The sequence below is a fragment of the Carboxylicivirga taeanensis genome, from assembly GCF_051851475.1.
Lineage (GTDB): Bacteria > Bacteroidota > Bacteroidia > Bacteroidales > Marinilabiliaceae > Carboxylicivirga > Carboxylicivirga taeanensis.
On sequence record NZ_JBPUSJ010000023.1, the window covers coordinates 1 to 24,227 of the forward strand.

At 41.5% G+C, this 24,227-nt stretch carries 21 protein-coding genes; 12 read left to right on the top strand and 9 right to left on the bottom strand.

Features of this window, described 5'->3' with window-relative positions:
• The 3 genes from ACSX1H_RS18365 to ACSX1H_RS18375 all read right to left on the bottom strand — a co-directional run.
• On the bottom strand, nt 1-1,082 hold a 1,082-nt coding region (locus ACSX1H_RS18365), incomplete at its 3' end, for an Ig-like domain-containing protein (protein ID WP_439185709.1).
• A gap of 289 nt (nt 1,083-1,371) precedes the next feature.
• Nucleotides 1,372-2,034: a PQLLE family protein gene (locus tag ACSX1H_RS18370; RefSeq protein ID WP_439185710.1), complete on the bottom strand. Its 663-nt coding sequence runs from the start codon at nt 2,032-2,034 to the stop codon at nt 1,372-1,374.
• A 456-nt stretch (nt 2,035-2,490) separates the two neighbouring features.
• Nucleotides 2,491-3,507, bottom strand: a complete 1,017-nt coding sequence (locus ACSX1H_RS18375) for a Smr/MutS family protein (RefSeq protein WP_439185711.1) — start codon at nt 3,505-3,507, stop codon at nt 2,491-2,493.
• 108 nt (nt 3,508-3,615) lie between these two features.
• On the opposite strand from ACSX1H_RS18375, the gene ACSX1H_RS18380 reads away from it, so the two are divergent.
• A complete protein-coding gene (locus ACSX1H_RS18380; RefSeq protein ID WP_439185712.1) occupies nt 3,616-4,827 on the top strand; it encodes an S-adenosylmethionine:tRNA ribosyltransferase-isomerase in 1,212 nt (403 codons plus the stop codon).
• 76 nt (nt 4,828-4,903) lie between these two features.
• Here ACSX1H_RS18380 and ACSX1H_RS18385 read toward each other — a convergent pair whose 3' ends face one another.
• Both ACSX1H_RS18385 and ACSX1H_RS18390 read right to left on the bottom strand, forming a co-directional pair.
• Nucleotides 4,904-5,098, bottom strand: a complete 195-nt coding sequence (locus ACSX1H_RS18385; RefSeq protein WP_439185713.1) for a (2Fe-2S)-binding protein — start codon at nt 5,096-5,098, stop codon at nt 4,904-4,906.
• Nucleotides 5,099-5,163: 65 nt separating this feature from the next.
• Nucleotides 5,164-6,030, bottom strand: a complete 867-nt coding sequence (locus ACSX1H_RS18390) for a histidinol-phosphatase (RefSeq protein WP_439185714.1) — start codon at nt 6,028-6,030, stop codon at nt 5,164-5,166.
• Nucleotides 6,031-6,359: 329 nt separating this feature from the next.
• Between ACSX1H_RS18390 and ACSX1H_RS18395 the strand changes: the two genes are divergently transcribed.
• The 8 genes from ACSX1H_RS18395 to ACSX1H_RS18430 all read left to right on the top strand — a co-directional run bounded on the left by ACSX1H_RS18395 (nt 6,360) and on the right by ACSX1H_RS18430 (nt 15,036).
• Complete coding sequence (locus ACSX1H_RS18395) at nt 6,360-7,355, top strand: AAA family ATPase (RefSeq protein ID WP_439185715.1); 996 nt, start codon at nt 6,360-6,362, stop codon at nt 7,353-7,355.
• Between the two features lie 119 nt (nt 7,356-7,474).
• A complete protein-coding gene (locus ACSX1H_RS18400; protein ID WP_439185716.1) occupies nt 7,475-8,341 on the top strand; it encodes a DUF58 domain-containing protein in 867 nt (288 codons plus the stop codon).
• The gene (locus tag ACSX1H_RS18405) at nt 8,342-9,382 is read left to right on the top strand and encodes a hypothetical protein (protein WP_439185717.1); all 1,041 of its coding nucleotides are present in this window, start codon (nt 8,342-8,344) and stop codon (nt 9,380-9,382) included.
• Nucleotides 9,379-10,377, top strand: a complete 999-nt coding sequence (locus ACSX1H_RS18410; protein WP_439185718.1) for a vWA domain-containing protein — start codon at nt 9,379-9,381, stop codon at nt 10,375-10,377. The genes ACSX1H_RS18405 and ACSX1H_RS18410 overlap by 4 nt, the downstream gene beginning before the upstream one ends.
• A gap of 50 nt (nt 10,378-10,427) precedes the next feature.
• On the top strand, nt 10,428-11,483 hold the full coding sequence (locus ACSX1H_RS18415) for a vWA domain-containing protein (RefSeq protein WP_439185719.1): 1,056 nt from the start codon (nt 10,428-10,430) through the stop codon (nt 11,481-11,483).
• 6 nt (nt 11,484-11,489) lie between these two features.
• On the top strand, nt 11,490-12,428 hold the full coding sequence (locus tag ACSX1H_RS18420) for a tetratricopeptide repeat protein (protein WP_439185720.1): 939 nt from the start codon (nt 11,490-11,492) through the stop codon (nt 12,426-12,428).
• Between the two features lie 32 nt (nt 12,429-12,460).
• A complete protein-coding gene (locus ACSX1H_RS18425) occupies nt 12,461-14,284 on the top strand; it encodes a BatD family protein (RefSeq protein ID WP_439185721.1) in 1,824 nt (607 codons plus the stop codon).
• 2 nt (nt 14,285-14,286) lie between these two features.
• The gene (locus ACSX1H_RS18430) at nt 14,287-15,036 is read left to right on the top strand and encodes a tetratricopeptide repeat protein (RefSeq protein WP_439185722.1); all 750 of its coding nucleotides are present in this window, start codon (nt 14,287-14,289) and stop codon (nt 15,034-15,036) included.
• A 416-nt stretch (nt 15,037-15,452) separates the two neighbouring features.
• Here the strand turns inward: ACSX1H_RS18430 and ACSX1H_RS18435 are convergent, their stop codons facing one another.
• Nucleotides 15,453-16,397, bottom strand: coding sequence for a hypothetical protein (locus ACSX1H_RS18435; RefSeq protein ID WP_439185723.1), 945 nt, complete (start codon nt 16,395-16,397; stop codon nt 15,453-15,455).
• Between the two features lie 181 nt (nt 16,398-16,578).
• Between ACSX1H_RS18435 and ACSX1H_RS18440 the strand changes: the two genes are divergently transcribed.
• The 3 genes from ACSX1H_RS18440 to ACSX1H_RS18450 all read left to right on the top strand — a co-directional run bounded on the left by ACSX1H_RS18440 (nt 16,579) and on the right by ACSX1H_RS18450 (nt 19,597).
• Nucleotides 16,579-18,195, top strand: a complete 1,617-nt coding sequence (locus tag ACSX1H_RS18440; RefSeq protein WP_439185724.1) for a sensor histidine kinase — start codon at nt 16,579-16,581, stop codon at nt 18,193-18,195.
• A 5-nt stretch (nt 18,196-18,200) separates the two neighbouring features.
• Nucleotides 18,201-18,893 (top strand): response regulator transcription factor, encoded by a 693-nt coding sequence (locus ACSX1H_RS18445; protein WP_439185725.1) that lies wholly within the window; start codon nt 18,201-18,203, stop codon nt 18,891-18,893.
• A gap of 71 nt (nt 18,894-18,964) precedes the next feature.
• A complete protein-coding gene (locus ACSX1H_RS18450) occupies nt 18,965-19,597 on the top strand; it encodes a DUF4097 family beta strand repeat-containing protein (RefSeq protein ID WP_439185726.1) in 633 nt (210 codons plus the stop codon).
• A gap of 57 nt (nt 19,598-19,654) precedes the next feature.
• Here ACSX1H_RS18450 and ACSX1H_RS18455 read toward each other — a convergent pair whose 3' ends face one another.
• The 3 genes from ACSX1H_RS18455 to htpG form a co-directional block, all read right to left on the bottom strand.
• Complete coding sequence (locus ACSX1H_RS18455; RefSeq protein ID WP_439185727.1) at nt 19,655-20,590, bottom strand: CPBP family intramembrane glutamic endopeptidase; 936 nt, start codon at nt 20,588-20,590, stop codon at nt 19,655-19,657.
• Between the two features lie 161 nt (nt 20,591-20,751).
• Complete coding sequence (locus tag ACSX1H_RS18460; RefSeq protein ID WP_439185728.1) at nt 20,752-21,327, bottom strand: acetate uptake transporter; 576 nt, start codon at nt 21,325-21,327, stop codon at nt 20,752-20,754.
• Between the two features lie 335 nt (nt 21,328-21,662).
• Nucleotides 21,663-23,717, bottom strand: a complete 2,055-nt coding sequence (gene htpG, locus ACSX1H_RS18465) for a molecular chaperone HtpG (protein ID WP_439185729.1) — start codon at nt 23,715-23,717, stop codon at nt 21,663-21,665.
• Nucleotides 23,718-24,227: the final 510 nt, after the last annotated feature.

Genomic DNA, 24,227 nt, shown 5'->3' on the forward strand with positions numbered 1-24,227 from the left:
CCTGTACCTCCAGCAGCATTGGCAGCGATAACTAATTCGCCTCCATCACAAACCGGTGCATTAAAAGTAGGGGCCGCTGTTGGGTTTTCAAAAACGGTAATCGTTGTCGAAGTCGAATTCACACATAAATTAACATCCTCTACAGTTAGGGTAAATACATGACTCCCTGCACCATAATCTTCTGAAGATAAAGTAGCATTCTGTGTGGTTGCAACCGTTTCTCCAGCAGCATTGGTCCATATATAGCTGTTATATTCATCGGAAGCAGCAGCCAGCTCCATCGGGCTTCCCAAACACACATCACCGCCGTTACCTGCCACAGGAGTAGGCAAAGGATTAACCGTAACAACAGCAGTCCCATTCATGAGGGAAGAACAGCTATTATCTGTTCTATTAACTGCTTCTACATAGTAGGAATCAGAGACACTGACAGAAAAGTTAATGGCGCTACCATTTCCATTAATAGGAAAACGAACCGCATCACCATTACTATGATAGAGCTGATAATCCATACCTACTTCAGAACCACTCAAAGTAAGAGTAGCTGTCTCTCCCACACAAATAGACACTTCTGTAGGGGTTAAATCGAATTCAGTAGGCGTCTTATTAACATTAGTGAAGTCGTAGTTTGATCCAACAATAAGACCAAGATTATTTCGCTGTACATATTCGAAATATATGGCGACATTATAGTATTGGTCGGTAACTCGATCTGGATAAAAACGGAGAACTGCATTGGTGCCAGTACCAATAAGCTCCGCCCAACCCGGATGCTGCTCTGCAGCTCCAACAAAAGTTGTAATGGTCCACTCAATAGTAGTCGCTCTCGGATCAATTTCATCCGGCACTATGTCGACATATCCACCTTCTGTGCAATAACTTGCTCCCAGACTGGGTATGGGGTTACCCACTTCCGCCCCTTTAAGAACAGGGATACCGTAGTCGGCCTGCTTTTTAGCAAAGTATTTTGTCGCCTGACGCAATTCTTTGTTAGATATGTTTTGCCCCAAAGCACTAACACTGGCTAAAACCATTGCCAACGCCAAAATTAATCTAACGTTAAAAAGTAACATTCTTTTCATAAACTTGAGTTTATATCTGCCCCCAACTCCACAGATCCCCTATACAGCATTAAAAATATAATTTCGTTACCGAACCTCGGTACGATTACACATGAATCTTTTAACATTTTTATCAACACCCCAAGGCGACAAAAATACTTTTGTCAGCAATAAGCTATTAATTAATGTATTGAATCAATAGAATCGATCTTTCTTAAACAATTACATTTGTTACGTTAATACTGCCCAGATGTTTCGCCATCTCGGAGATTCTTAGTGTTTTTTTGTTTTTTTCTATGATAAAACACAGCTACTGCTCATTTTTTTTCTTGATACCCAGACTTACCAAAGCCTCTGGATGATCCTCAAAAGCAATTCGCACTATCTTTACATAATCACTAACATGACGCTGAACATCCACTAACTTCCTCTTTTTTAATTCGGTCAGTCGTCTGACCTCTCCCTGCGCTTCCAGGCACCTATCCGATAAATGGTTCAGCTCCTTCACTTGCCTTCTTAACTCATAGAGGGCATCACGGGTAATATTGAACACGGTGATCGCGTCAAGCCACTCCACATTATTTATCAGGTTAGAAATAAATGCATTTATCTGAAACAATAGGGCCTTGTACGTACGTTCCCGTGCGCCATTCAACATTAATGCCTCAGCCGCTTTGATATCATCACTCAATGCAATGCGTGCCAACTTAAGGTAACGCATATACTCCCTCTTGATATTTGCAAAAAGTTGATTCTTTTCACGAAAAACCTCTCGTTTTCTCCCCTTCGCCACTTCGGAGGCATTGATAGCATCAGCGAGTTCCTTGTTCAGATTATAGATGCGAATCAAGTCTCCCTCGCGGTATCCATACCTTTCGATGGCACTCTTGATGGATTGTTGATGCAAACTATTGTAGAACAACAGCTCGACACCTGACTGAAAGCTTGAAATACTATTCTTTGTATAATGCATCTAAAACAAGTTAACAAAATAAAATGCTAATCTTATCATTATAAATATTTTAAATATTTTCTAACAATTCCAAATTAATATTTATCTTTTTTTACTTTATTAGTTTCTAAATTAAATATGTATCAATCTAATTAATCATTGGATAATAACATTTAATTAATAAATATCATTGTTTAAGTATTAGAATACTTTATTTGTCTTTAAGAATCCTACATAACATCATAAGATTCTCACATACTATTTATTGAATTAAAATTATATATTAATACTATATAGAACTCTAATTTTAATCATCACATAGTAATAATGCATCACTAAGAAAGAGACAGATAATAACATAGCACACAGTCGAAACACACACTTTTTAAGCTCTGATGGGAAACGAAAGACAAAAAAAAGCCGTCTGAAATTTCGTTCAGACGGCCTGCTATTGTTATGTACGATATCGTTAGATAATCAAATAATCACCATGGTGGCCCCATAGCCATATTCCTGAAATGAAGCATCCTGATAGGTATGTTTCTTATAATGGCGATCCAAAAGTTTCCGCAGTTCATTCTTTAACCTTCCATTTCCAACACCATGAATGAATACTATTTTTCGCCCCTTATTTTGTTTGTTATCCTCCATAACCTGTTTAAACCTATCTAACTGTATCGTTATAATCTCTCCATTACTGAGTCCAGCTGCTGAATCAATCAGCTCATCAATGTGTAAGTCCACCTCAAGCATTTTATCGTCATCCCGGCGACTCACTTTCTTTTTCACGGGTTGCCTTTCTTTTTCACGAATGGCTTTTTTAATTTCTTTGTCACTCAACTCTTCGAGCTTCCGCTCAAACTCCCCCTTGATAACCGGCAATAAAACTGCCTTTTCGTGGTAGTAATCATTATCAATAAACACATTGTCCTTCAGAAAACGAGTCGCTTTAATTTTTACCACCTCAGAAATTGGAGCTACATTTTTGTAGGTTTTCCCCTTTTTAAATAAAATCAGATTTACTTGCCATTGTCTGTCATCCAATTGCATCACCCCAAGCTTATCCAAAACAACCTTGGTATTTGGCTCAACTTCCCCATGGTAGAACAAGTCCAAACTGCCATCCTTTCGTAAATTACTAATTGTGTAATAGATGAAGTAGTTACTGTCATTAATCGCCTGTACACGCAGGTTACCGGAAGCTTGCCCTGGATTATCTCCTTGTAAAAAGGCAATATAGAACTGAGAGGCCGAATCATCTCCCACTTCTTCAACAAATTCATAATCGTCCTCAGCTTCCTCTGCCTCTGCAGGCTGAATACCTCCCTTATTTTTGGGTTTTTCATCCCGAATTACCACACACTCATTCACCAATACTGGTACTTCAAAACCATCCTGATCTTCAACGTAAGCTAATTTACCATCTACCCGCGTTACAACACCACCTCCATTAGTATCTAAAAAACGAACCACATCGCCAGCCTTAACTTTCATATGCATTGAATTTATATTTCTTTTTTATTTTATAACATTAACAATCTACACTGTTTTTAGTGCAATCGCACAAAGTTAACTAAATTTGTCGCGCTAAAAATGCAGAATATGATTAAGCCAAAGATATCGATTAAAGAGTACACCTATCATTTACCAGAAGAACGGATTGCCAAGTATCCACTTGATAACCGGGATGAATCAAAACTTCTGATCTTTAAAAACAAGCAAATAAGTGAAGGTGTTTTTACCGATATTATTAACGAACTACCTCCAAGGGCCATGTTGGCCTTTAACAACACCAAAGTAATTCGTGCCCGCTTGCGATTTAGAAAGGATACAGGAGCCCAAATTGAAATATTTTGTTTGGAACCATTAACACCAGCAGAAGTACAGATGGCTTTTGACGCCAGAGAAAGTGCGAGCTGGAAATGCATTGTTGGAAATGCCCGCAAATGGAAAGACTCACCTTTAAAGCAAACAGTAACCATTGAAGGCGAGTCGTTTGAATTAATCATCAATAAAGGACAACAATTGGGTGACGCCTATGAAGTTCACTTTAATTGGACCAATCAAAACTTTTCTTTTGCTGAAATTATTGAACAGATTGGTCTTACACCCATTCCACCCTATCTGAACCGCGACACGGAAGAGCTAGATAAAGAGCGCTACCAAACTGTGTACTCGCAACATCAAGGATCGGTAGCAGCTCCCACAGCTGGCCTCCATTTTACAAAAAGCATATTGAATCAGTTGGAGGCAAAGGAGCATTCGCTGCTTAATGTAACCCTGCATGTAGGTGCCGGCACCTTTAAGCCAGTTAAGTCGGAGCTTATAGCTGGACACGATATGCACACAGAGCATTTTGTGTTGGAGAAAGAAGCTTTGGAACGTCTTATTCAAAACAAAGAGCCGCTGATTGCCGTAGGCACTACCTCGGTTAGAACACTTGAAAGTTTATATTGGTATGGCGTCCGTCTCCTGTCTGGCCTGTGCATTAAACACGGGATTGAACAGTGGGATCCCTATAACCTAACAGACTCCTACAGTACTCAAGAAGCACTAGAGGCCCTTTTGAACTACATGGCTGAAAACAAACTGGCTTATCTGGCAGGAAAAACTGCGATTATTATTGTACCGGGCTACCGCTTTAAGCTCATTAACGGACTTGTTACGAATTTTCACCAGCCTCAGAGTACCCTGCTATTATTAATAGGGGCAATTGTGGGTCAGCAGTGGCAAGAAATATACAACTATGCCCTTGAGAATGATTTTCGATTCTTGAGTTATGGCGATAGTTCGCTGCTCATGCTCGATAATTAAAATCGAGTCAGTGAAGGGTATTCTCGGGATAAACACCAATACCCTTTCACTGAGACACCCATTAGCTAGTGCGAGATCAGACCTCCCGCTTAGCTATTTCTTCCTCCAATATCTCTTCAATATCTGCCACACAACTACCACAAATGGTACCCACATCAGTTTCATCCTGAAGCTCTTCAAAAGAGGTAATCTGCTTATCGGTAATCACCTTTATAATATCAGTTTTGGTTAACTGCATGTGCCTGCAAACAAAATCATTATCTTCAAACATCGTTCTTATCGTTTTTCAAATTATTTAAACGTCTGTCTATGGCTGATGACCATAGGCGCCACTAGCTATTTATCAGAAACAACATCATCAATTGGAATTTGTTTCCAGCTTCGTTCCTTAAAAACACTAATTTGTCGACATCCAGCCTCCTTCAGCATCAATAGGGCCTCATGAAAGCCGGAAACCAGTTCATCGACATGATGGGCATCAACGGATATGGTGAGTGGAATATCAAGCTCTATACATCGCTCAATAACAGTTCGGTTGGGAAACCAGGTATGGTATTTTCCTCTGTAAATCCCGCGCGTATTAACCTCTACTATAGCTCCAGAGGCCGCTATCACCTGCAGCGTATCCTCAACAGCTTGCTGGTACCATGCGTCAGACTCAGAAAAATACCCTTTCTTATCATTCATCACCACCTTATCCATGTGTGCCACCACATCTGGCTTCTGAAGGAGCACCATCTGCCTCATTTGCCAATAGTATTGTTCCACTGCTGCTCTCACATCGCCACCAAAAACCTGGTTAAGTCCCTGCTCGTAATTTGTCGAGGGCCCATCTAAAAACCAAAATTCGTTGGGCATGTTTGGATTGGCAACCAAGTGAACCGCCCCAAGGATGTAATCGAGCTTTGCTAATTTCCTGAGCACATTAAAAGGCAGGCTGAGCCCCTCTCCTAAGTAATCGGCCTCGAGCGATCGGTAAATGTGTAATTGTCCTTTGTACTTTTCCTTACAGCTCGCCACCTCTGCAACATAACTGAGTAAATTTTCGAACTTCATGGCCCAGGCTGTTTCAAAAGGGAGCGGCGCATGACTGGAAAATCCAATGGCCGACATATTGAGTGCCAGTGCTCGCTGACAAATTTCCTCAACACCCGCTTTGCCATCGCAAAACAAAGTGTGTGTATGATAACTAAAGTATTGCATGCCACTATCGTTTATTAACAGACAAAAGTGTTAATAATTCCTTAAAAGACCAATGCTCCCCATACATAGAACCTAAAGTGACTGAAAATACCAGTCATAATAGTCGAATACTCCTAAAAACCTGTTATTTTTGCTTGTTATCGGCCACACAAGTTTGCCTCAGGAATTGCTTACTAACTAAAAAACCAGAAGTTAAAGCTTAGTTAAAATGGTCGCTACTTAACAAATATTAACAATTAAAGAATATTTGAATAGCCCGATATTGTGTTAATTTGAAAGACACGAGTCGAAATCAGATAGAAATATAAAAAACAGATAAAATAATCATCATGGAACAATCCGTAGATATAAAAGCTATTAACGAACGAATTAAAGAAGAAAGCTCATTTGTTGACCTGCTAACAATGGAGATGAACAAGGTAATTGTTGGGCAAAAACACCTTGTGGAAGGTCTCCTGATTGGTTTACTGTCGGACGGCCACATCCTTTTGGAAGGGGTTCCAGGACTCGCCAAAACACTAGCAATTAATACACTGGCAACCATTGTCGATGCCAAATTCTCGCGTATCCAGTTCACACCCGATCTGCTACCTGCCGACTTGTTGGGTACGATGATTTACAGCCAGAAAAAAGAAGAATTTATCGTTAAACAAGGGCCCATCTTCACCAATTTTGTATTGGCGGATGAGATTAACCGAGCCCCGGCAAAAGTGCAGAGTGCGTTGCTGGAAGCCATGCAGGAGCGTCAAGTAACCATTGGTGAAACTACCTATCCGCTTGAGGAACCATTTTTGGTAATGGCCACGCAAAACCCGATTGAACAAGAAGGTACCTACCCGCTTCCGGAAGCCCAGGTTGACCGTTTTATGCTGAAAATAGTATTGGACTACCCTAAAAAAGACGAGGAGCAGCTGATTATCCGTCATAACCTGGCCAAAACATTTCCAAAAGCATCAACGATTCTTAAACCTGAAGATATTATCCGGGCACGCCAGGTAGTTAAAGATGTTTACATGGACGAAAAAATTGAAAAATACATTGTGGACATCACCTTTGCCACCCGCTATCCTGAACAATACGGTCTGGAAAAGTTCAAGGATATGATTTCTTACGGAGCCTCACCACGTGCCAGCATCAGTTTATCTATGGCCTCTAAAGCCTATGCGTTCATCAAACGTCGGGGGTATGTAATACCAGAAGATGTGCGGGCTATTTGCCATGATGTACTGCGTCACCGTATCGGACTGTCATACGAAGCAGAGGCTAACAACCTTACATCCGAAGAAATCATTAGCGAAATACTTAATCAGGTTGAAGTACCATAGTAGCAGAAGCAGGACGCCTTTGGCGTCGAACTTTTAGCATACAGATTGTTTATTAGCTCATTTACTATTAAAAGCGACCAAAGCCTTAATGCTCTTGGTCGCCAGCTAAAACACAAACATTGGAAGCAACTGATTTATTAAAAAAGGTACGCCAGATAGAGATAAAAACCCGTGGATTGTCGGCTAACATTTTTGCCGGCGAATACCACTCGGCTTTTAAGGGCCGTGGTATGACGTTTAGCGAAGTACGGGAATATCAGTATGGCGACGACATACGAAATATCGACTGGAATGTAACTGCCCGCTTTAATCATCCTTACATTAAGGTTTTTGAAGAAGAGCGTGAGCTTACGGTTTTGTTAATGATTGATGTATCAGGTTCGCGCGAGTTTGGTACCTCATTCAAATTTAAGAAAAACGTAATTACCGAAATAGCGGCTGTACTCGCATTCTCTGCCATTCAAAATAATGACAAGATTGGCGTCATCTTTTTCAGTGACAGGATCGAGAAATTCATTCCGCCAAAGAAGGGCCGAAAACATATCCTGCACATCATTCGGGAATTCATCACCTTCACACCGGAGCATCGCGAAACGAATGTATCGGAGGCACTGAAGTACCTCACCAACGCCATTAAAAAGCGTTGCACCGCCTTCATCATCTCCGATTTTATCGATGAGAACTTTGAAGATGCGCTGAAAATTGCCAATCAAAAACACGACGTTGTAGCTCTTAAAGTATATGACAAACGCGAAACAGAAATCCCATCACTTGGCCTGATAAAGCTCAAAGATGCCGAAACAGGTGAATATTACTGGGCCGACACCTCCAACAAAGCAGTGCGCGAAGCCTACAGTAAATGGTGGCGCGAAACCGATGAAAGTACACGGAAACTATTTAGCAAATGTGGGGTGGATAATGTGTCGGTTCGCACGGATGAAGATTATGTTAAGGCGTTGATATCGCTATTTAAAAAACGTATCTAAATGAATAATATACATAAATATACCTGCTATCTGTGGCTATCGTTGCTGACTATGCTAAGTGGATTAGTAACGGGAGCAAATGCGCAAAATGTTAGTGTATCAGCAGCACTGGACTCAACAGTGATATTTATTGGTGGCCAGATAGATTTGAAATTACAATTAAGCCAACCGGAAGATATCGCACTGAGTTTTCCTTTGCTTACCGATACCATTACAAAGCACATCGAAATTGTAAAGGCCAGTGAGCCGGACACATTAAGCAGAGACAACGGACGGTTTTTAATTGAACAAAGCTACAGAATCACTTCTTTTGACAGCGGACTGCACTACATTCCTCCGATTGTTTTCGAGGAAGCCAGTCAAAAGCTGGGCCAGGCATTACAAACAGAAGCCACCGCCCTGATGGTAGTCAATCCATTTGAAGAGGTCAACCCCCAAAACGGTATTACCGATATTAAACAACCTCTGGAAGCGCCGTTTCACCTCTCCGAGCTGTATAAATATGTGCCATGGGTAGTGGGCATTCTTCTGCTGGCAGCGATTGTCACCTTTTTTATTCTTAAGTATTTGAAGAAAGAGGTGCCTGTAAAAATATTCTCGAAGCCAGAGCCTGTCATTCCTGCCCATATCAGGGCAATTGAAGCACTCGATCAAATAAAGCAGGAAAAGCTATGGCAGCGCAACCATGTGAAAGAGTACTACTCAGCCGTAACAGATACTTTGCGCCATTATATTGAAGAGCGCTTTGAGCTCAGAGCAATGGAACAAACAACCGATGAAATTATGGACGGATTCAAAGCCGTTGAAGTACGCGATACAAAATCCATTGAAAACCTGCGCCAAATTCTTATGACGGCCGATCTTGTAAAATTTGCCAAGCACGAGCCCTTACCCGATGAAAATGATTTAAGCATGATTAATGCCTACTTTTTTGTGAATCAAACCAAACAAGAGGAAATGAAATCTTTGGAGGAAGAAAAAGAGAGCATGCTCAAAAAAGAAAAGGAAGCGGTTAATGAATCAAACAGCATTGAACAATGATGAGTAATATAACATTTTCACACCCGTATTTTTTCTGGCTGCTTCTGATAGTACCGGCTTATATTGCCTGGTATGTATGGAAGCAAAAGGGAATGCAGGCTTCACTAAAAATATCAACCCTCAAAGGCTTTGCGCAGGCGCCGGTATCAAAAAAAATATACTTACGCCATCTTCTGTTTGCCTTTCGGGTATTGAGTATTATTTTATTAATAATCGTACTGGCCAGACCTCAATCGAGTAACAGCTTTCGAAATGAGATAACCGAAGGAATCGATATCATGATGGCCCTCGATATTTCGGGCAGTATGACAGCGGAGGATTTTAAGCCGAACAGACTGGAAGCGGCTAAAGAAGTTGCTGAAGAATTTATAAAGGGGCGTCCTAACGACAAAATAGGCCTTGTCATTTATGCCGCCGAAAGCTTTACCCAATGCCCGTTAACCACCGATCACAAGGTGTTGATTAACCTGTTTCGTGATATCAATGAGGTATCGCTCGACAACAGCGGAACGGCCATTGGTATGGGGTTAGCCACTGCCGTTCAGCGCATTAAAGACAGTAAAGCTAAAAGCAAGGTTATTATCCTGCTAACCGATGGAGAAAACAATAAAGGCGAAATAGCGCCCATGACTGCTGCCGAAATTGCCAAAACATTTGGCGTGCGGGTCTACACCATTGGGGTAGGAACCAATGGCATGGCACCTTACCCGGTTCAAACAGTGTTTGGTAAGCAATACCAGCAAGTGGAGGTTAAAATTGATGAAGAACTGCTGCAAGGAATCGCGGATTTGACAGACGGTAAATATTTTAGAGCAACAGATGAGCAAAAGCTGGATGAAATATACAAGGAAATAGATTTGCTCGAAAAAACACGGATTGAAGTGCGCGAATACACAAAACGTAAGGAAGAATACTGGTGGTTCGCCGCTTTAGCAGGGCTATTTCTACTCTCTGAGATATTTTTGAGAAGCACAGTATTTCGAAACTTGCCCTGATATTGCGCCCAACATTGCCAATTAATAATTGATTAACGAATAAGATAACAATGAATATATTCAGGTTTGAACATCCGGATGCACTTTACCTACTAATGCTAATACCGGCACTGGCATTCATTCATCTGTACCTGGCCAAAAAGCGGAAAAAGGCATTGGAGGAGTTTGGTAATACCGAACTACTAAATGACCTTATGCCCAACGTGTCATTTAAGCGGCCAACCATTAAATTTTACATTCTGCTTCTGGCTTTTGTGCTGCTGATAATAACCATTGCCGGCCCTCAATATGGCAGTAAGCTGCAAACAATAAAACGAAAAGGTATTGAATTGATTGTGGCCCTTGATGTTTCCAATAGTATGATGGCTCAGGATATTGAACCCAATCGTTTGGAGCGGGCAAAAAGGGCCATCTCGCGACTGATTGATAAGCTTCAGAACGACCGGGTTGGATTCATTGTCTTTGCCGGAGAGGCCTATGTGCAATTGCCAATTACCACCGACTATCCGTCGGCTAAGATGTTTCTCAGCTCTATTGATACCGATATTGTTGCCACACAAGGCACGGCCATTGGAGCAGCCATCAATAAAGGGATTACCTCATTTACCAGCCAGGAAGATGTTAACCGCGCAATAATCGTTATTACAGATGGTGAAAACCACGAAGACGATCCCGTTGCGGCAGCCAAGCAAGCTGCTGAAAAAGGCATTAAAGTTTATACCGTGGGAATGGGCTTGCCTAAAGGAGCACCAATTCCGGTATTTGGAGGACGCAGCAACGATTTTATGAAAGATCAGGCGGGCAATGTAGTTATTTCAAAACTGGATGAAACAACCCTTCAGAAGATTGCCATTACTGGTAACGGTGCCTACATACCTGCTAACAATATTCGTAATGGTATTAATAACCTGGTAGATGAGTTGAGCCAGCTTGAAAAATCGGAGCTGGAAGCCAAAGTATATACCGATTATGATGACCAGTTTCAGTACTTCGCGGCATTAGCGTTGCTGCTCATTATTATTGAATTTATCATCCTGGAGCGCAAAAACAGGCGACTGAAGCACATCAATATTTTTGAGGTGAAGGATAAAAAGACTAACGATTAAAAGCGTATGATGGATTTCAAATACATAGTTCTAGTTGCAGTTGTATTCATTGGGGTTTCCAATAGCAAAGCCCAGGACGAACGGAAATTTATCCGAAGCGGGAATAACCACTTTGCCGACTCCGCCTTTCTGGAGTCAGAAATTGAATACCGAAAGGCGTTGGATAAAACGGGCGATTCCTTTGAAGCACAGTTCAATTTGGCCGATGCACTCTACAGGCAAGAAAAGTACAATGAAGCTCTGGAGCAATTTCAAATACTAGCCGGCACTGAGAAAGATCCTGAGAAACTCTCGAAGATCTATCACAACATAGGCAACACCTATTTTGCCACGCAAAAACTGCAGGAAAGCCTGGAAGCCTATAAAAATGCGCTGCGCAATAATCCTAACGATCATGATACACGGTATAACCTGATTGCGGTTCAAAAATTACTTGACCAGCAGCAACAGCAAAATCAAGATCAGAAGCAGGATCAACAGCAAAACCAGCAGCAAAATCAAGACAAGCAGTCGCAAGACTCCGACGGCGATGGTATCCCGGATGAAAAAGAACAGCAAGATGATCAGGGGCGCTCCAATCCCAACCAGGATACCGATCAGGATGGCATCCCCGATTATAAAGATCAGGACTCAGACAATGACGGACGCTCCGATCAGCAGGAAGCCGGACAGGACCCACGCAACCCGCAAGACACGGATAAAGATGGAACACCCGACTACCGCGATCTGGACTCCAATAACGACGGAACTCCTGATAAGGAAGAGAAGCAGCAGCCACAAAACCAGCAGCAAAATCAACAACAACAGCAAGCTCCTTCTCAAGAAATGTCGAAAGAAGATGCGCAGCGCTTGTTGAACGCTATTCAGCAGGATGAAAATGAATTACAAAAGAAGCTGCGAAAAGCAAAGGCTGCTCAACAAACAAAAACAGAAAAAAACTGGTAGAAGTACTATTTTTGCAAAAAACAATCTAAAATATGCGACTCACAATTCTATCCATATTACTACTCGTCGCCACGGGCATAGCGGTTAAAGCACAAGATATTAGCTTTACTGCGCGCGCCCAGTCGGCTGTAGTTGTAGGAGATAAATTTCAATTGGTTTACACTTTAAATAAAGAAGGTAGTGATATACGCCTGCCTTCTTTGCAGGATTTTCAAATATTGATGGGACCTAGCACGTCCTACTCGACCAGCACATCAATCATAAACGGCAAGGTCACACGCGAAACATCGTACACCTTTACATTTATATTGAAAGCGCTTAAGGAAGGACAATTTACCATTCCGCCGGCTACCATCAAAGTGGATGATGAAAAAGTGAGCTCCAATTCGGTGAATATTAAAGTGGTCAAAGCCGACAGTCAGGCACAACAGCAACAGCAAAGCAATCAGGTTGCGGGCAGTGGCCTCGACGATGACGATCTGTTTATCACGGTTACGCCATCAAAGAAAAGCCTTTACCAGGGGGAGTCGCTCCTGCTTTCAACAAAAATTTACACAAGGGTTGACCTCGAAGGCCTGTCTGATATACAACAACCCAACCTCTCCACGTTTATCGCACAGACCCTGAAAGAGCAAGAATCTATCAGCTGGAGCATGGAGAACATTAATGGGAAAACATACAATGTGGGCACCTTCGATCAAAAATTACTTTTCCCTCAAAAAGCCGGAAAAGTTACCATTGAGCCAACCGAGATTGAGTTTATGGTGCGTCAGCGTGTAGCACGCAGCCGCTCTTCGCGCAGCATATTCGATGACTTTTTCGAATCCAACTATCGAACCGTTAAAAAACGCGTTAAATCAAAGCCTGTAACATTAAACGTTAAGGCGCTTCCTGGCAATAAACCGGAAGGCTACTCCGGAGGTGTTGGACAATTCAATATGGAGGCCAGCATTAATAAAAGTGAGGTGGCTGTCAATGACGGCATCACCCTAAAGGTGGTTATAAACGGCACAGGTAACCTGAAATTTATTGAGGAGCCCACCATTCAGTTCCCGGCTGACTTTGATGATTTTGATGCCAAAATATCGAACAATATTAGTAATACCACCCGCGGAATGAAGGGGTCAAAAACCTATGAATACCTTATAATACCGCGTCATGCCGGCAGCTTCACCATTCCGGCCATTAAGTTTGCCTATTTCGACCCGGCCAAAGGCAGTTACCAAAGTATTGCGTCCAGGCCCATGACCATTGAAGTCGCTAAAGGAGACGGCGAAGAAACCAGCACATCAGGCATTGTTCGCTCTAATGTCACCAAGGAAAATGTGAAGTTCATTGGGAAAGATATCCGCTTTATCAAAACAGGAAAAACAGTGCTTAAACCAGCAGGAACATTCTTTGTTGGCAGTCTTACATACTATTTAGCATTGCTCATTCCTCTATCCCTGTTTATTCTGCTGTTTATTATCAATCAAAAGCGGATTAAAGACAATGCCAATGCTTCGTTGATGAAGACTAAAAAAGCCAATAAGGTAGCTATTAAACGACTGAAAAAGTCGGCACATTTCCTCAAAACTGGCGAAAAAGAAGCCTTCTACGAAGAAGTATTACGAGCATTATGGGGCTATTTGAGTGATAAGTTAACACTTCCTTTAAGCGAGCTATCAAAAGATAATGCCGGCGAAATTCTTAAGCAAAGTCAGGTGTCTGACGAAGTCGTGACCGAAATAATGCAAATACTGGATACTTGCGAGTTTGCCCGCTATGCACCAGCCTCTGGAGCAGGCGAGATGGATAAACTCTACAAGCAAACAATTGCAACTATCAGTCAACTTGAAAATCAAATAAAACGCTAAAGATGAAGCAACTAATTATATTTCTCGCTTTTTGCCTGCTAACGGCAACCGCCTATGGTCAGGATGAGCGGTTTGAGCAAGGCAACCAACACTATAGCAATGGGGACTTTCAATCAGCGATTGACACCTATGAAGGCATCTTATCAACCGGCGTTGAGAGCGGTGCTCTATACTTTAATTTGGGCAATGCCTACTATAAAAACGGCGAGCTGGCCAACGCCATACTCAATTATGAACGCGCTCTTCTTTTGAAGCCTCATGATAAGGATGTAAAATACAACCTGGAGCTGGCCTATTCTCAAACAACGGATAAAATAGAATCTGTTGATGTATTCTTTTTGAGTAAATGGGTGGCTGATTTTCGCAATAAAACGACATCTGACACCTGGGCATACCTTGGCATTGCATGCTTTGTTTTAACGTTGATTATGGCTGGCATATTCTTTTTTTCCAAATCAGTCTTTCTCAGAAAAGGCAGTTTTTATTTGGGGATAGGCTTATTGATCGGAACCATGATCACGCTCACCTTTAGTTATCGTCAAAAAACCAAACTAATGGTGCGAAAGCATGCCATTGTATTTGATCCGTCATTAACTGTGAAAAGTTCTCCTGATGCCAGCGGTACTGAAATATTTATTTTGCACGAAGGTACAAAGGTGGAAGTGTTGAGTTCATTGGGCCAATGGAAAGAAATACAAATTGCCGACGGCACAGTTGGCTGGGTGGAAGAAAATTCAATTACCAAGATTTAATTTTCTCATACGAATAAAAAAAGCTCCCTGCCCGTTGGCAAGGAGCTTTTTTATTATAAACACCCAAACTATTGATTGGCTCATCTTCATCTAATAACGAAGCACCAATCAAATATTTCATTATATAGTTTTCCGCTCAGCAATAAAGTAAGTATCTATCAAATACCACAGATAGATCAGTATTGCTGTTATCCCGATTATTTCAATGGTCATCATTCCTTGCAATTTTCAGATTGAATATCAATAGCTTTGCCAATAATTATAGTTGCCTGTTTTATAATACATTAACAAATTAGCTCTATGTATAATTGTCCACTATATGGATATAGATGCAATATTTGGAAAATTCCATAAAAAAAGCAGTCGCCATTGAATATGGAGCAACTGCTTATCCCTTCTTTTGAGAACTACTTACTTTACAGAACAATCTTCCGTCCCAAAAGCTGATTATTTTTGGTAAGAATCATATAGTAAGGAGCTTCCTCTTTCTTAAGCTTCACATCTTCTTTAAGTGGTCCGTCACCTTTAATATTTTTCTGCTCTTTTATTTGGAGACCTTCACCGTTATATACATTAAAATCATAGGTACCAGCAGGCAAGTCACATTCTATTTTCAGATATGTCTGAAGCTTTTCATCCTCCATTATCTTCTCTATTTCAATGGTCAATTCTTCCAATGTTAAAGGCTCTGCCACTAACATTTTGGTCGAAATACCAATTTGCTTAAGAAATGAAATGTCCTCCAAAGGAATGGGTTCTACTCTAACACGCCCATGTGGACCAGGCGCGTGTTTATGTATGAATGGCATCTTACCATCAGCTCCTTCTGTTATAACAATGGTTTGTGTGGCGCATTCGTCATGGCCAATTGAGCCACTATGACTTTCAATAATTTTAATAAGCTCTACTTCTTCATTTATAAATTCTTCGATATCCACCTCTTCCCCGTTATCCCTTAAAACGAGCACCCTGCCGGGTTGCCCCTCATGCTTAAAACGAAGGCCATTTTCTTTGAGTAACTCATCCACCTCCTTATGCAAGCATTCAAAATCACCTTTAAAGGACCATTCGTTCAACGAATCCATCTTAAGAGCCATCACCCGCATATGTTTTTCAATCTCCTCATGGTTTGCCTGCATGATGCTGTCCAAATTAATCACCATAATTTCGCTGCTTGATGAGTACTTTATCCCATCGCCAGAAAAAGTTGTATCTAACTTAACAGCGCTGTCAGTATCACCACTGATTACTTTTACCGTCACCTTTTTTTGTTTTTGCGTTTGAGCCGCTGCCCGATAGCCGAAACTACCAATCACTGCTGCCAACAGCACTACCCAAAATAATTTGTTTCCGTTTTTCATAGTATCCAAGTTTATTTAAACAATCCATCCACCCCTTTATCGAGCAACAACTTATGCTATCAAATTTATGAATGAACTGATTGCAAATAGGTTAAGGCGCGGTTAAAAAGAGTTAAGGAAGCGTTAATGTCGTTCCGCACTTTTATACAAACAATTATCTTTACAGAGTAATCGCTCAATTATGAAACGAAAATCAATTCAAGGATTAATACTATTAATGAGCCTGTCCATGCTTGGCATTATTGCCGCCCAGTATTTGTGGATAAGGCAATCATTAACGGTTCAGAAGGAGAAATTTCAGGCTGCCGTATATCGTTCGCTTGATAACGCTGTCCACCGTTTGGAAAAAGAACAGAATGCTGAATATATCTTTCGGGAGTTTTTTCGACAGCCTTCTTTTCCTTCCCCTCAAACTCAAGGCAATCAGCAGCTTTCTGACACGGCTAATCGGCAACAAAATGCTGGTACAGCACAACCCAATATTGTTTACCACAAGAAAGACACGGTGATTACCAAAGGCGGCACACGCATTGAGGTACGCACAGAGGTAGGCAGTAACCACAGCGAACATCAGGTGTGGATTAACTCCAGTGGTGAAGCCTACAACATACAGGAACTGGAGGAGCAGATGATGCAGGTGGAAGATTCTTTCGAAGTTGTCATCAGTGCCATGGAGGAACGGAACAAGAATATTCAGGAAGTATTTAACCAAATGAAGCGTGAAATTGAGGCGCGTCATAATCCGCTGCAAAACCGTCTGGATTTGGAGCATTTGAACACGGTGTTGCAAGAGGAACTGGGGCAAAACGGAATCGATACCAAATTCGAATTTGGCGTTTACAACCAATACACCCGACAGCTGTCCAATTACAAAACAGCTGATTTTGACATTGGTAAAACTGCCAGCTATACCCCTTTTCAGGTCAACTTGTTCCCCAGAGATATTTTTAGAGGCCTTTCGGCATACGACATGGTTATCTATTTTCCCGACACCACCTCCTACCTGGTTAAATCACTGGGATGGATGGTTTCTCTTTCGACACTGTTCACCTTGTTTATCCTCATCACTTTTTTTATCACCATTCGCACCATTCTAACACAAAAAAAGGTGTCACAGATAAAAACCGATTTTATTAATAACATGACCCATGAGTTTAAGACACCCATCGCGACAATCAGTCTGGCTACCGACAGCATTCTTACGCCTAGTATTATCAATAACGAAGCACACGTTAAAAACTTTTTGAAAATCATCAAAGAGGAAAACAGCCGAATGAACAGTCATGTAGAGCGGGTTTTGCAGATGTCGCAGATTGAAAAGAAAGACTTTTCGGTGGTTAAAACATCGAAAGATGTGCACGAACTCATTTTAAGGGCAGTGGACAACATGCAATTACTGGCCAAGGAAACAAATGCTAAAATTAGTACTTCATTAAACGCAGAATTAAGCGTATTTTTGGTTGACGAAATACATTTTACCAACGTGATTGTTAATTTGCTCGAAAATGCTCTTAAATATGCCAAGGAGGCACCAGAAGTAGAAATATCTACCTCCAATTACAACAACGGGTTACAGATAAAGATTGCCGACAATGGTATTGGCATGACCCGTGAACAACAAAGCAAGATATTTGAGAAATTTTATCGGGCAAGTGGCGGTAATGTCCATAACGTAAAGGGCTTTGGCCTCGGCCTAAGCTATGTTAAGGCAGTCATCGATGCGCATAATGGCAGCATCAGTGTTAAGAGCAAAATTAATGTTGGAACGGAGTTTACTATTCTACTACCCTATAAATAATAACAATGACAGAACAGAGCAGAGTGTTTATGGTGGAAGACGACCGTAATTTTGGAACGGTCATGAAAGCCTACCTGGAAATAAATAAATTTGAAGTAACCTGGGTAAAAGATGGGCTGCAGGCCTTAAAGCGATTTAAAGAAGGGCATTTCGACATCTGCATCCTGGATGTTATGCTGCCCAACGTTGATGGCTTTACCATTGCCCGGGAAATAAAAGAGTACAACCAGGAAATTCCTATTATTTTTCTCACAGCGAAGGTAATGAAAGAGGATGTTTTGGAAGGCTTTAGCACCGGGGCTGACGACTACATCACTAAACCCTTTGATTCTGAAATTCTTATCTGCAAGATAAAGGCCATCCTTAACCGCAATAAAAGACAAAACAAAGAGGAAGTTCAAACTGAATACAGCATTGGCACCGCTACCTTCAACCATGAGTTCAGAACCATTACCCTCAATGGTGAGGAGCAAAAACTTTCGCCAAAAGAAGCCGACCTGTTGCTACTCCTCTGCCAAACTCAAAATAAAGTACTTCCCCGCGATAAGGCGCTGAAACAGGTGTGGGGAGAAACTGGCTATTTTACCACACGCAGCATGGACGTGTATATCACCAAGCTCAGAAAATACCTGAAAGATGTAGATGGTGTTGAGATTATTAATATACATGGCAGCGGTTATCAGCTCAGGATAGACTAATTTTATAGGAGATATGTAACTAATAAGGGAGCTGAGGCGTCATACTAGGGTAAAATATAAAATAACTCGTTATGAAACAGCTAATATTCACCTGCAGCTTCCTAATACTTGCTGCTATTGCATTTGGGCAAAACAATAAAGCACAAGTAGATAAAACATTTGACAACATCACCAAAGTAGAAGTTAATGTTGTTTTCAGCGATGTCACCATCGAATCGGCACCAGGAAACACCGTTCACGTAACAGGTTCTGTTACCTGGGAACGCGATAAAGATGAGTACCAAATTATCACCCGCCAGTCGGGCACCACACTGTATGTAGAGGTCGACCATCCGCGCAACACAAAGGGCAAAACAAGCGGCCACTTTCACATTACTATGCCAGCCATGACTGATGCAGACGTGAACAGCATCAGTGGGGACATAACAGTTAGTGGTGTTGGTCAGCGTTATGTAAAATGCAACACCATTTCAGGAGACATTGAAGCGAATAAAATTGGTAGCGATTTCTCTGCTAACACCGTTTCGGGCGACATAACCATGAATGAAGTAAAAGGGAATGTGCGCTCCAATACCGTTTCGGGCGACGCTGAACTCAGCAACATCGACGGCAACTTAAAAGGAAATTCGATATCAGGTGATTTTCGCATTAGCAACCTGAAAGGCACACGCGAAATCAGCACTTTATCAGGAAGTGTCCGATAACTTTTGTCAGCCTTTTCCAAAGTCTATGGCTTTGGAAAAGGTGATTTATCTGACTATCTATTGCTCAGCAACAGGTGGCTGAATACGGCTAAATAAAGTGTGGATCTTCCAGCGGTATTTAAAAGCCAGTGCCGCACAAAAAACAGCACAACCGATTAGCAGCGAGCCCAGATCTTTTAAGGGATCAACTTCATGCACTTTAAGCAGCGCATCGGTTTGAAAAACCATTCCATCAGCGGTTAAAAAAATACTCAAGAATACATTATTGACAGCGTGTGCTCCCATGGCCAGCTCAATACCATCATCTAAAACAGAAATAAGGGCATACACCAAGCCCATGGTAAAATACTGCGGCATCACGGCCCAAAAGCCGAATTTATCCACTTCCGGATTGGTTCCGTGCATTAGCGCAAATAATAAAGAAGGTATCAATAGGACTAATAGCCGGCTTTTGGTAAGACGACCAATCCCCTGCGCCAGATAGCCTCTGAACAATATTTCCTCACAAAAAGCCTGAAACGGAATCAACACTACAGCAACAATAGCCAGAGGAATCAGCGCTCTCCAATTTAAACGTACTTCGTAATTGTCTATATTCAGATAATAATCCACTACCAGGGCAAAAGCTATGATTACGCCCCATACAGCAGCACCAATAATCACCCGGCGCCAACGGATATTATAAGTTCCATTAATAACCGTTGACACCGAACGTTGATGGAAGGCTTTATATAAAACCATAAACAAAATAAGCACAACGATAAAAGGCAGAATAACTAAAGCCAGCCCAAGGGTTGAGTTAATACCCATGGCATTAAAATTCATAGTTGCGATGGCTTCGGGAGAAACATTGCCATTGGCACCAGCTACTCCCAATACAATGGCCAATGGAATTGCCCCAATAAACTGCCCACCAACAAAAGCAATCAATAACAGCAAAACGTATTTCCACCATTCGTTTTGCCCAATATATGCACTTTCTAAATGCTTCATAAGAATAGAGTCACAATTAAGTTTACTAAAATATGTAATTTCCAGATGTTCAACCATATCGTTCAAGGACAAGAATCGCTACTTGGTCAAAACACCGGTTAACAAAAAAAACGTCCGAATAAGTATTCGAACGTTTTAATATTTGGTCTGCGAGTAATCGGTTATGGCATTGGTAAAATTTGTTTCCCATACACATCTACCAATAAGGTACCTATCGCAATGTATAGTGCACTGGCTCCACAAATTACGCCTTCGATACCTGCAATTGTATGAATTAAATGACTACCGGTAAAATTAGCCAAGGCCAGCAATGCAAAAAGCACAACCACTGTACCAAACAGCCACACCATCGTTTTACTCATTTTAAGAGTGGCAATCCATAAGCCAAAAGTAAATATCCCCCAAACAGTGAGGTAGTAGCCCATGGCAATTGGCGAAGGAGCCTCACCAAGTCCCATTTTAGGGAAAATCCAGATAAACACCAGTGAGATCCAGAATGCGCCATAAGAGCTAAAAGCCATCATGCCAAACATGTTGTTCTTTTTCCATTCGAGCATGCCAACAAGGATTTGAATCAATCCTCCCATCATGATTCCCATCCCCATAATCATAGTATCCAAGCCAAACAGGCCTGCATTATGAAGGTTTAATAGCATTGTAGTCAATCCAAAGCCGGTTAGTCCAAGTGGCGCCGGATTCGTTGTCACATCTTTAGCGATGAAAACGTTTTGTTCCATTTTATTTGGTTTTAAGAATGATATTTAGCGCCACGTTCGCCTGTCCCTCAGGCAGCCATCGCACTGTGCAAAAAATCGGCCCAAAAATAGATAAATACGCGAATTAATAAACTATGCTACATCATGGTGCCTTGTTTATTTTGTTAAAAGATGTTAACTAATTTTTAGGCCTTTATAAACAGGTATTTACAATACCTTACTCCTTCTGAACTCCTTTTAAAATTGGCTTTGTGGAAAAAAAACCTGCAAAGTACATGCTTTATCAGAGTGAACAACCGAAAAAAGCCCGGAAGCAAAATGCATCCGGGCTTTTTTACAAATGGTGATATAAACTATCAAATTAAATCGATGCTTCGTTTTACGAACTTTGTTAAGGCTTCACCCTTCAACATATTGTTCGAAAGCAGGGCTAAATCTATCAGTTGCGATACCAGCTTGTTAGATGATGCAAATGTAGATAGTTCTGCATCCTTCTTGCCGTTCAGCTCCACCAGTTTCTTATTGATGTCTTCCAGCTCATCCTTATCAGCCTGTGGAATCTCTTCGTCTTTCTTGCCTTCCTTGGCTTTTTCCAGCTCAGAGCGCTTGCCTTCCAGGCCTTCTATTTTATGACGGATAGAGGCTACCTTCTCACCTACTTCTTTCTCTTCCTCCTCAATGATGCGGGTAACTAATGGGTGATTACCATTCACTACCAGGTTGTAGCTATCGGGCATTTCGCCATAGAAACTCATCGGGCCGCCACCCAGCTGGCTCATTTCCTTCATACGACGCATAAACTCCTGCTGAGTAATCATTACCGGTGTTGCCGTTTCGTCCAATGCCTCAAAAGACACAATGAAGTTAGCTTTATCCACATTAGGAACCTGCGAACTAAAGATAGTAGTCAAATCCTGCTTTTGAGCTTCAGACAGTTTTAACTCAGCCGACTCATCTTTAGGAATTAACTTATCAGCAATATCGCTGTCTACGCGCACAAAACGCGACTTCTCGAATTTGCTTTCCAGGTGGTTAACAAAATGGCTGTCTAACTGGCCATCAAGCACCAATACATCGTAGCCTTTATTTTTGGCCGCTTCGATAAAGCTGAACTGTCCTTCAACATCGGTTGCGTAAAGGTAAACCAGCTGTCCGTCTTTATCGGTTTGATTATCTTTAATAATACCGGCATACTCATCGAAAGTAAAGAATTTGCCGTCGGTATTTTTCAGCAGCGTAAACTTCTTGGCACGGTCATAAAACTTCTCTTCGGTTAGCATACCGTATTCGATGAAGATTTTCAGGTCGTCCCACTTTGCTTCAAAGTTTTCCCGGTCTTTCTTGAATATTTCTTCCAGTCGGTCGGCCACCTTCTTGGTAATGTGGCTTGAAATCTTTTTCACGTTGCCATCGCTCTGCAAGTACGAACGCGATACATTCAACGGAATATCCGGCGAATCGATAACACCATGCAGTAAGGTTAAGAACTCAGGTACAATGCCCTCCACCGAATCAGTTACATAAACCTGGTTGCAGTAAAGCTGAATCTTATTTTTTTGTACTTCTACATTGTTTTTCAATTTTGGGAAGTACAGCACACCTGTCAGGTTAAACGGATAATCCACATTCAAATGGATGTTGAACAAAGGCTCATCGGCCATTGGATATAAGCCACGATAGAACTTGGTGTAATCTTCGTCTTGGAGCTCAGAAGGAGTGCGTGTCCATAAAGGCTTGGTCTCATTGATCACATTGTCCTTATCAGTCTCTTCTTCTTTCCCGTCCTTCCACTCGGTTTCTTTACCAAAAATAACTTCAACAGGCAGGAAGCGGCAGTATTTTTTCAGCAAGTTGCTGATTTCGGCCTTGGTGGCATACTGCTCATTGTCTTTATCAATGTGCAGAATAATGTCTGTTCCTCTGTCGGCTTTTTCAACTTCTTCCAGGGTATATTCAGGGCTACCGTCACAGCTCCATTTAACGGCTTGCGCGCCATCGCGGAACGACTTAGTAATGATTTCCACTTTTTCTGACACCATGAACGAAGAGTAGAAACCCAGTCCAAAGTGCCCAATGATAGCATTGGCATCCTTTTTATACTTTTCCAGGAATTCGTTCGCTCCTGAAAAAGCAACCTGGTTGATGTATTTATCAATCTCCTCGGCTGTCATTCCCACACCACGGTCAGAGATGGTTATGGTCTTCTTTTCTTCATCCAGAATTACACGAACCGGTGCTTCGCCCATTTCGCCTTTAAACTCGCCCACTGAGGCAAGCGTCTTTAGCTTTTGAGTCGCATCAACGGCATTGGATACCAATTCGCGCAAGAAAATCTCATGATCTGAATAAAGATACTTTTTGATGATTGGGAAAATGTCCTCGGTAGTAACCCCAATATGTCCTTTTTGCATCGTTACTTGTATTTATGTTTTTAATTTATCTGTTTAACGGCTCAAAGTTATCAAAGGCTGTGCCATTCGTCAATGTGTGACAATGCGACAGACAGGGGTGTCAGAGGCTTGTAATTTTGGCAGAAATAGCCTGCCGCAAACTGTTCCTGTGTTTTAAAAAGCTGCAAAGATGCCAAACAAACTATTTGAGCATTTTGCAAAGCTGAAAAGCCGCCAAACAAAATGTTTGAGCATTTTGCAAGGCTGCAAAGTCGCCAAACAAACTGTTTGAGCATTTTACAAAGCTGCAAAGCCGCCAAACAAACTATTTGAGCATTTTACAAAGCTGCAAAGTCACCAAACAAAATGTTTGAGCATTTTACAAAGCTGCAAAGTCACCAAACAAACTTTTTGAGCATTTTGCAAGGCTGCAAAGTCACCAAACAAACTTTTTGAGCATTTTACAAAGCTGCAAAGCCGCCAAACAAAATGTTTGAGCATTTTACAAAGCTGCAAAGTCACCAAACAAAC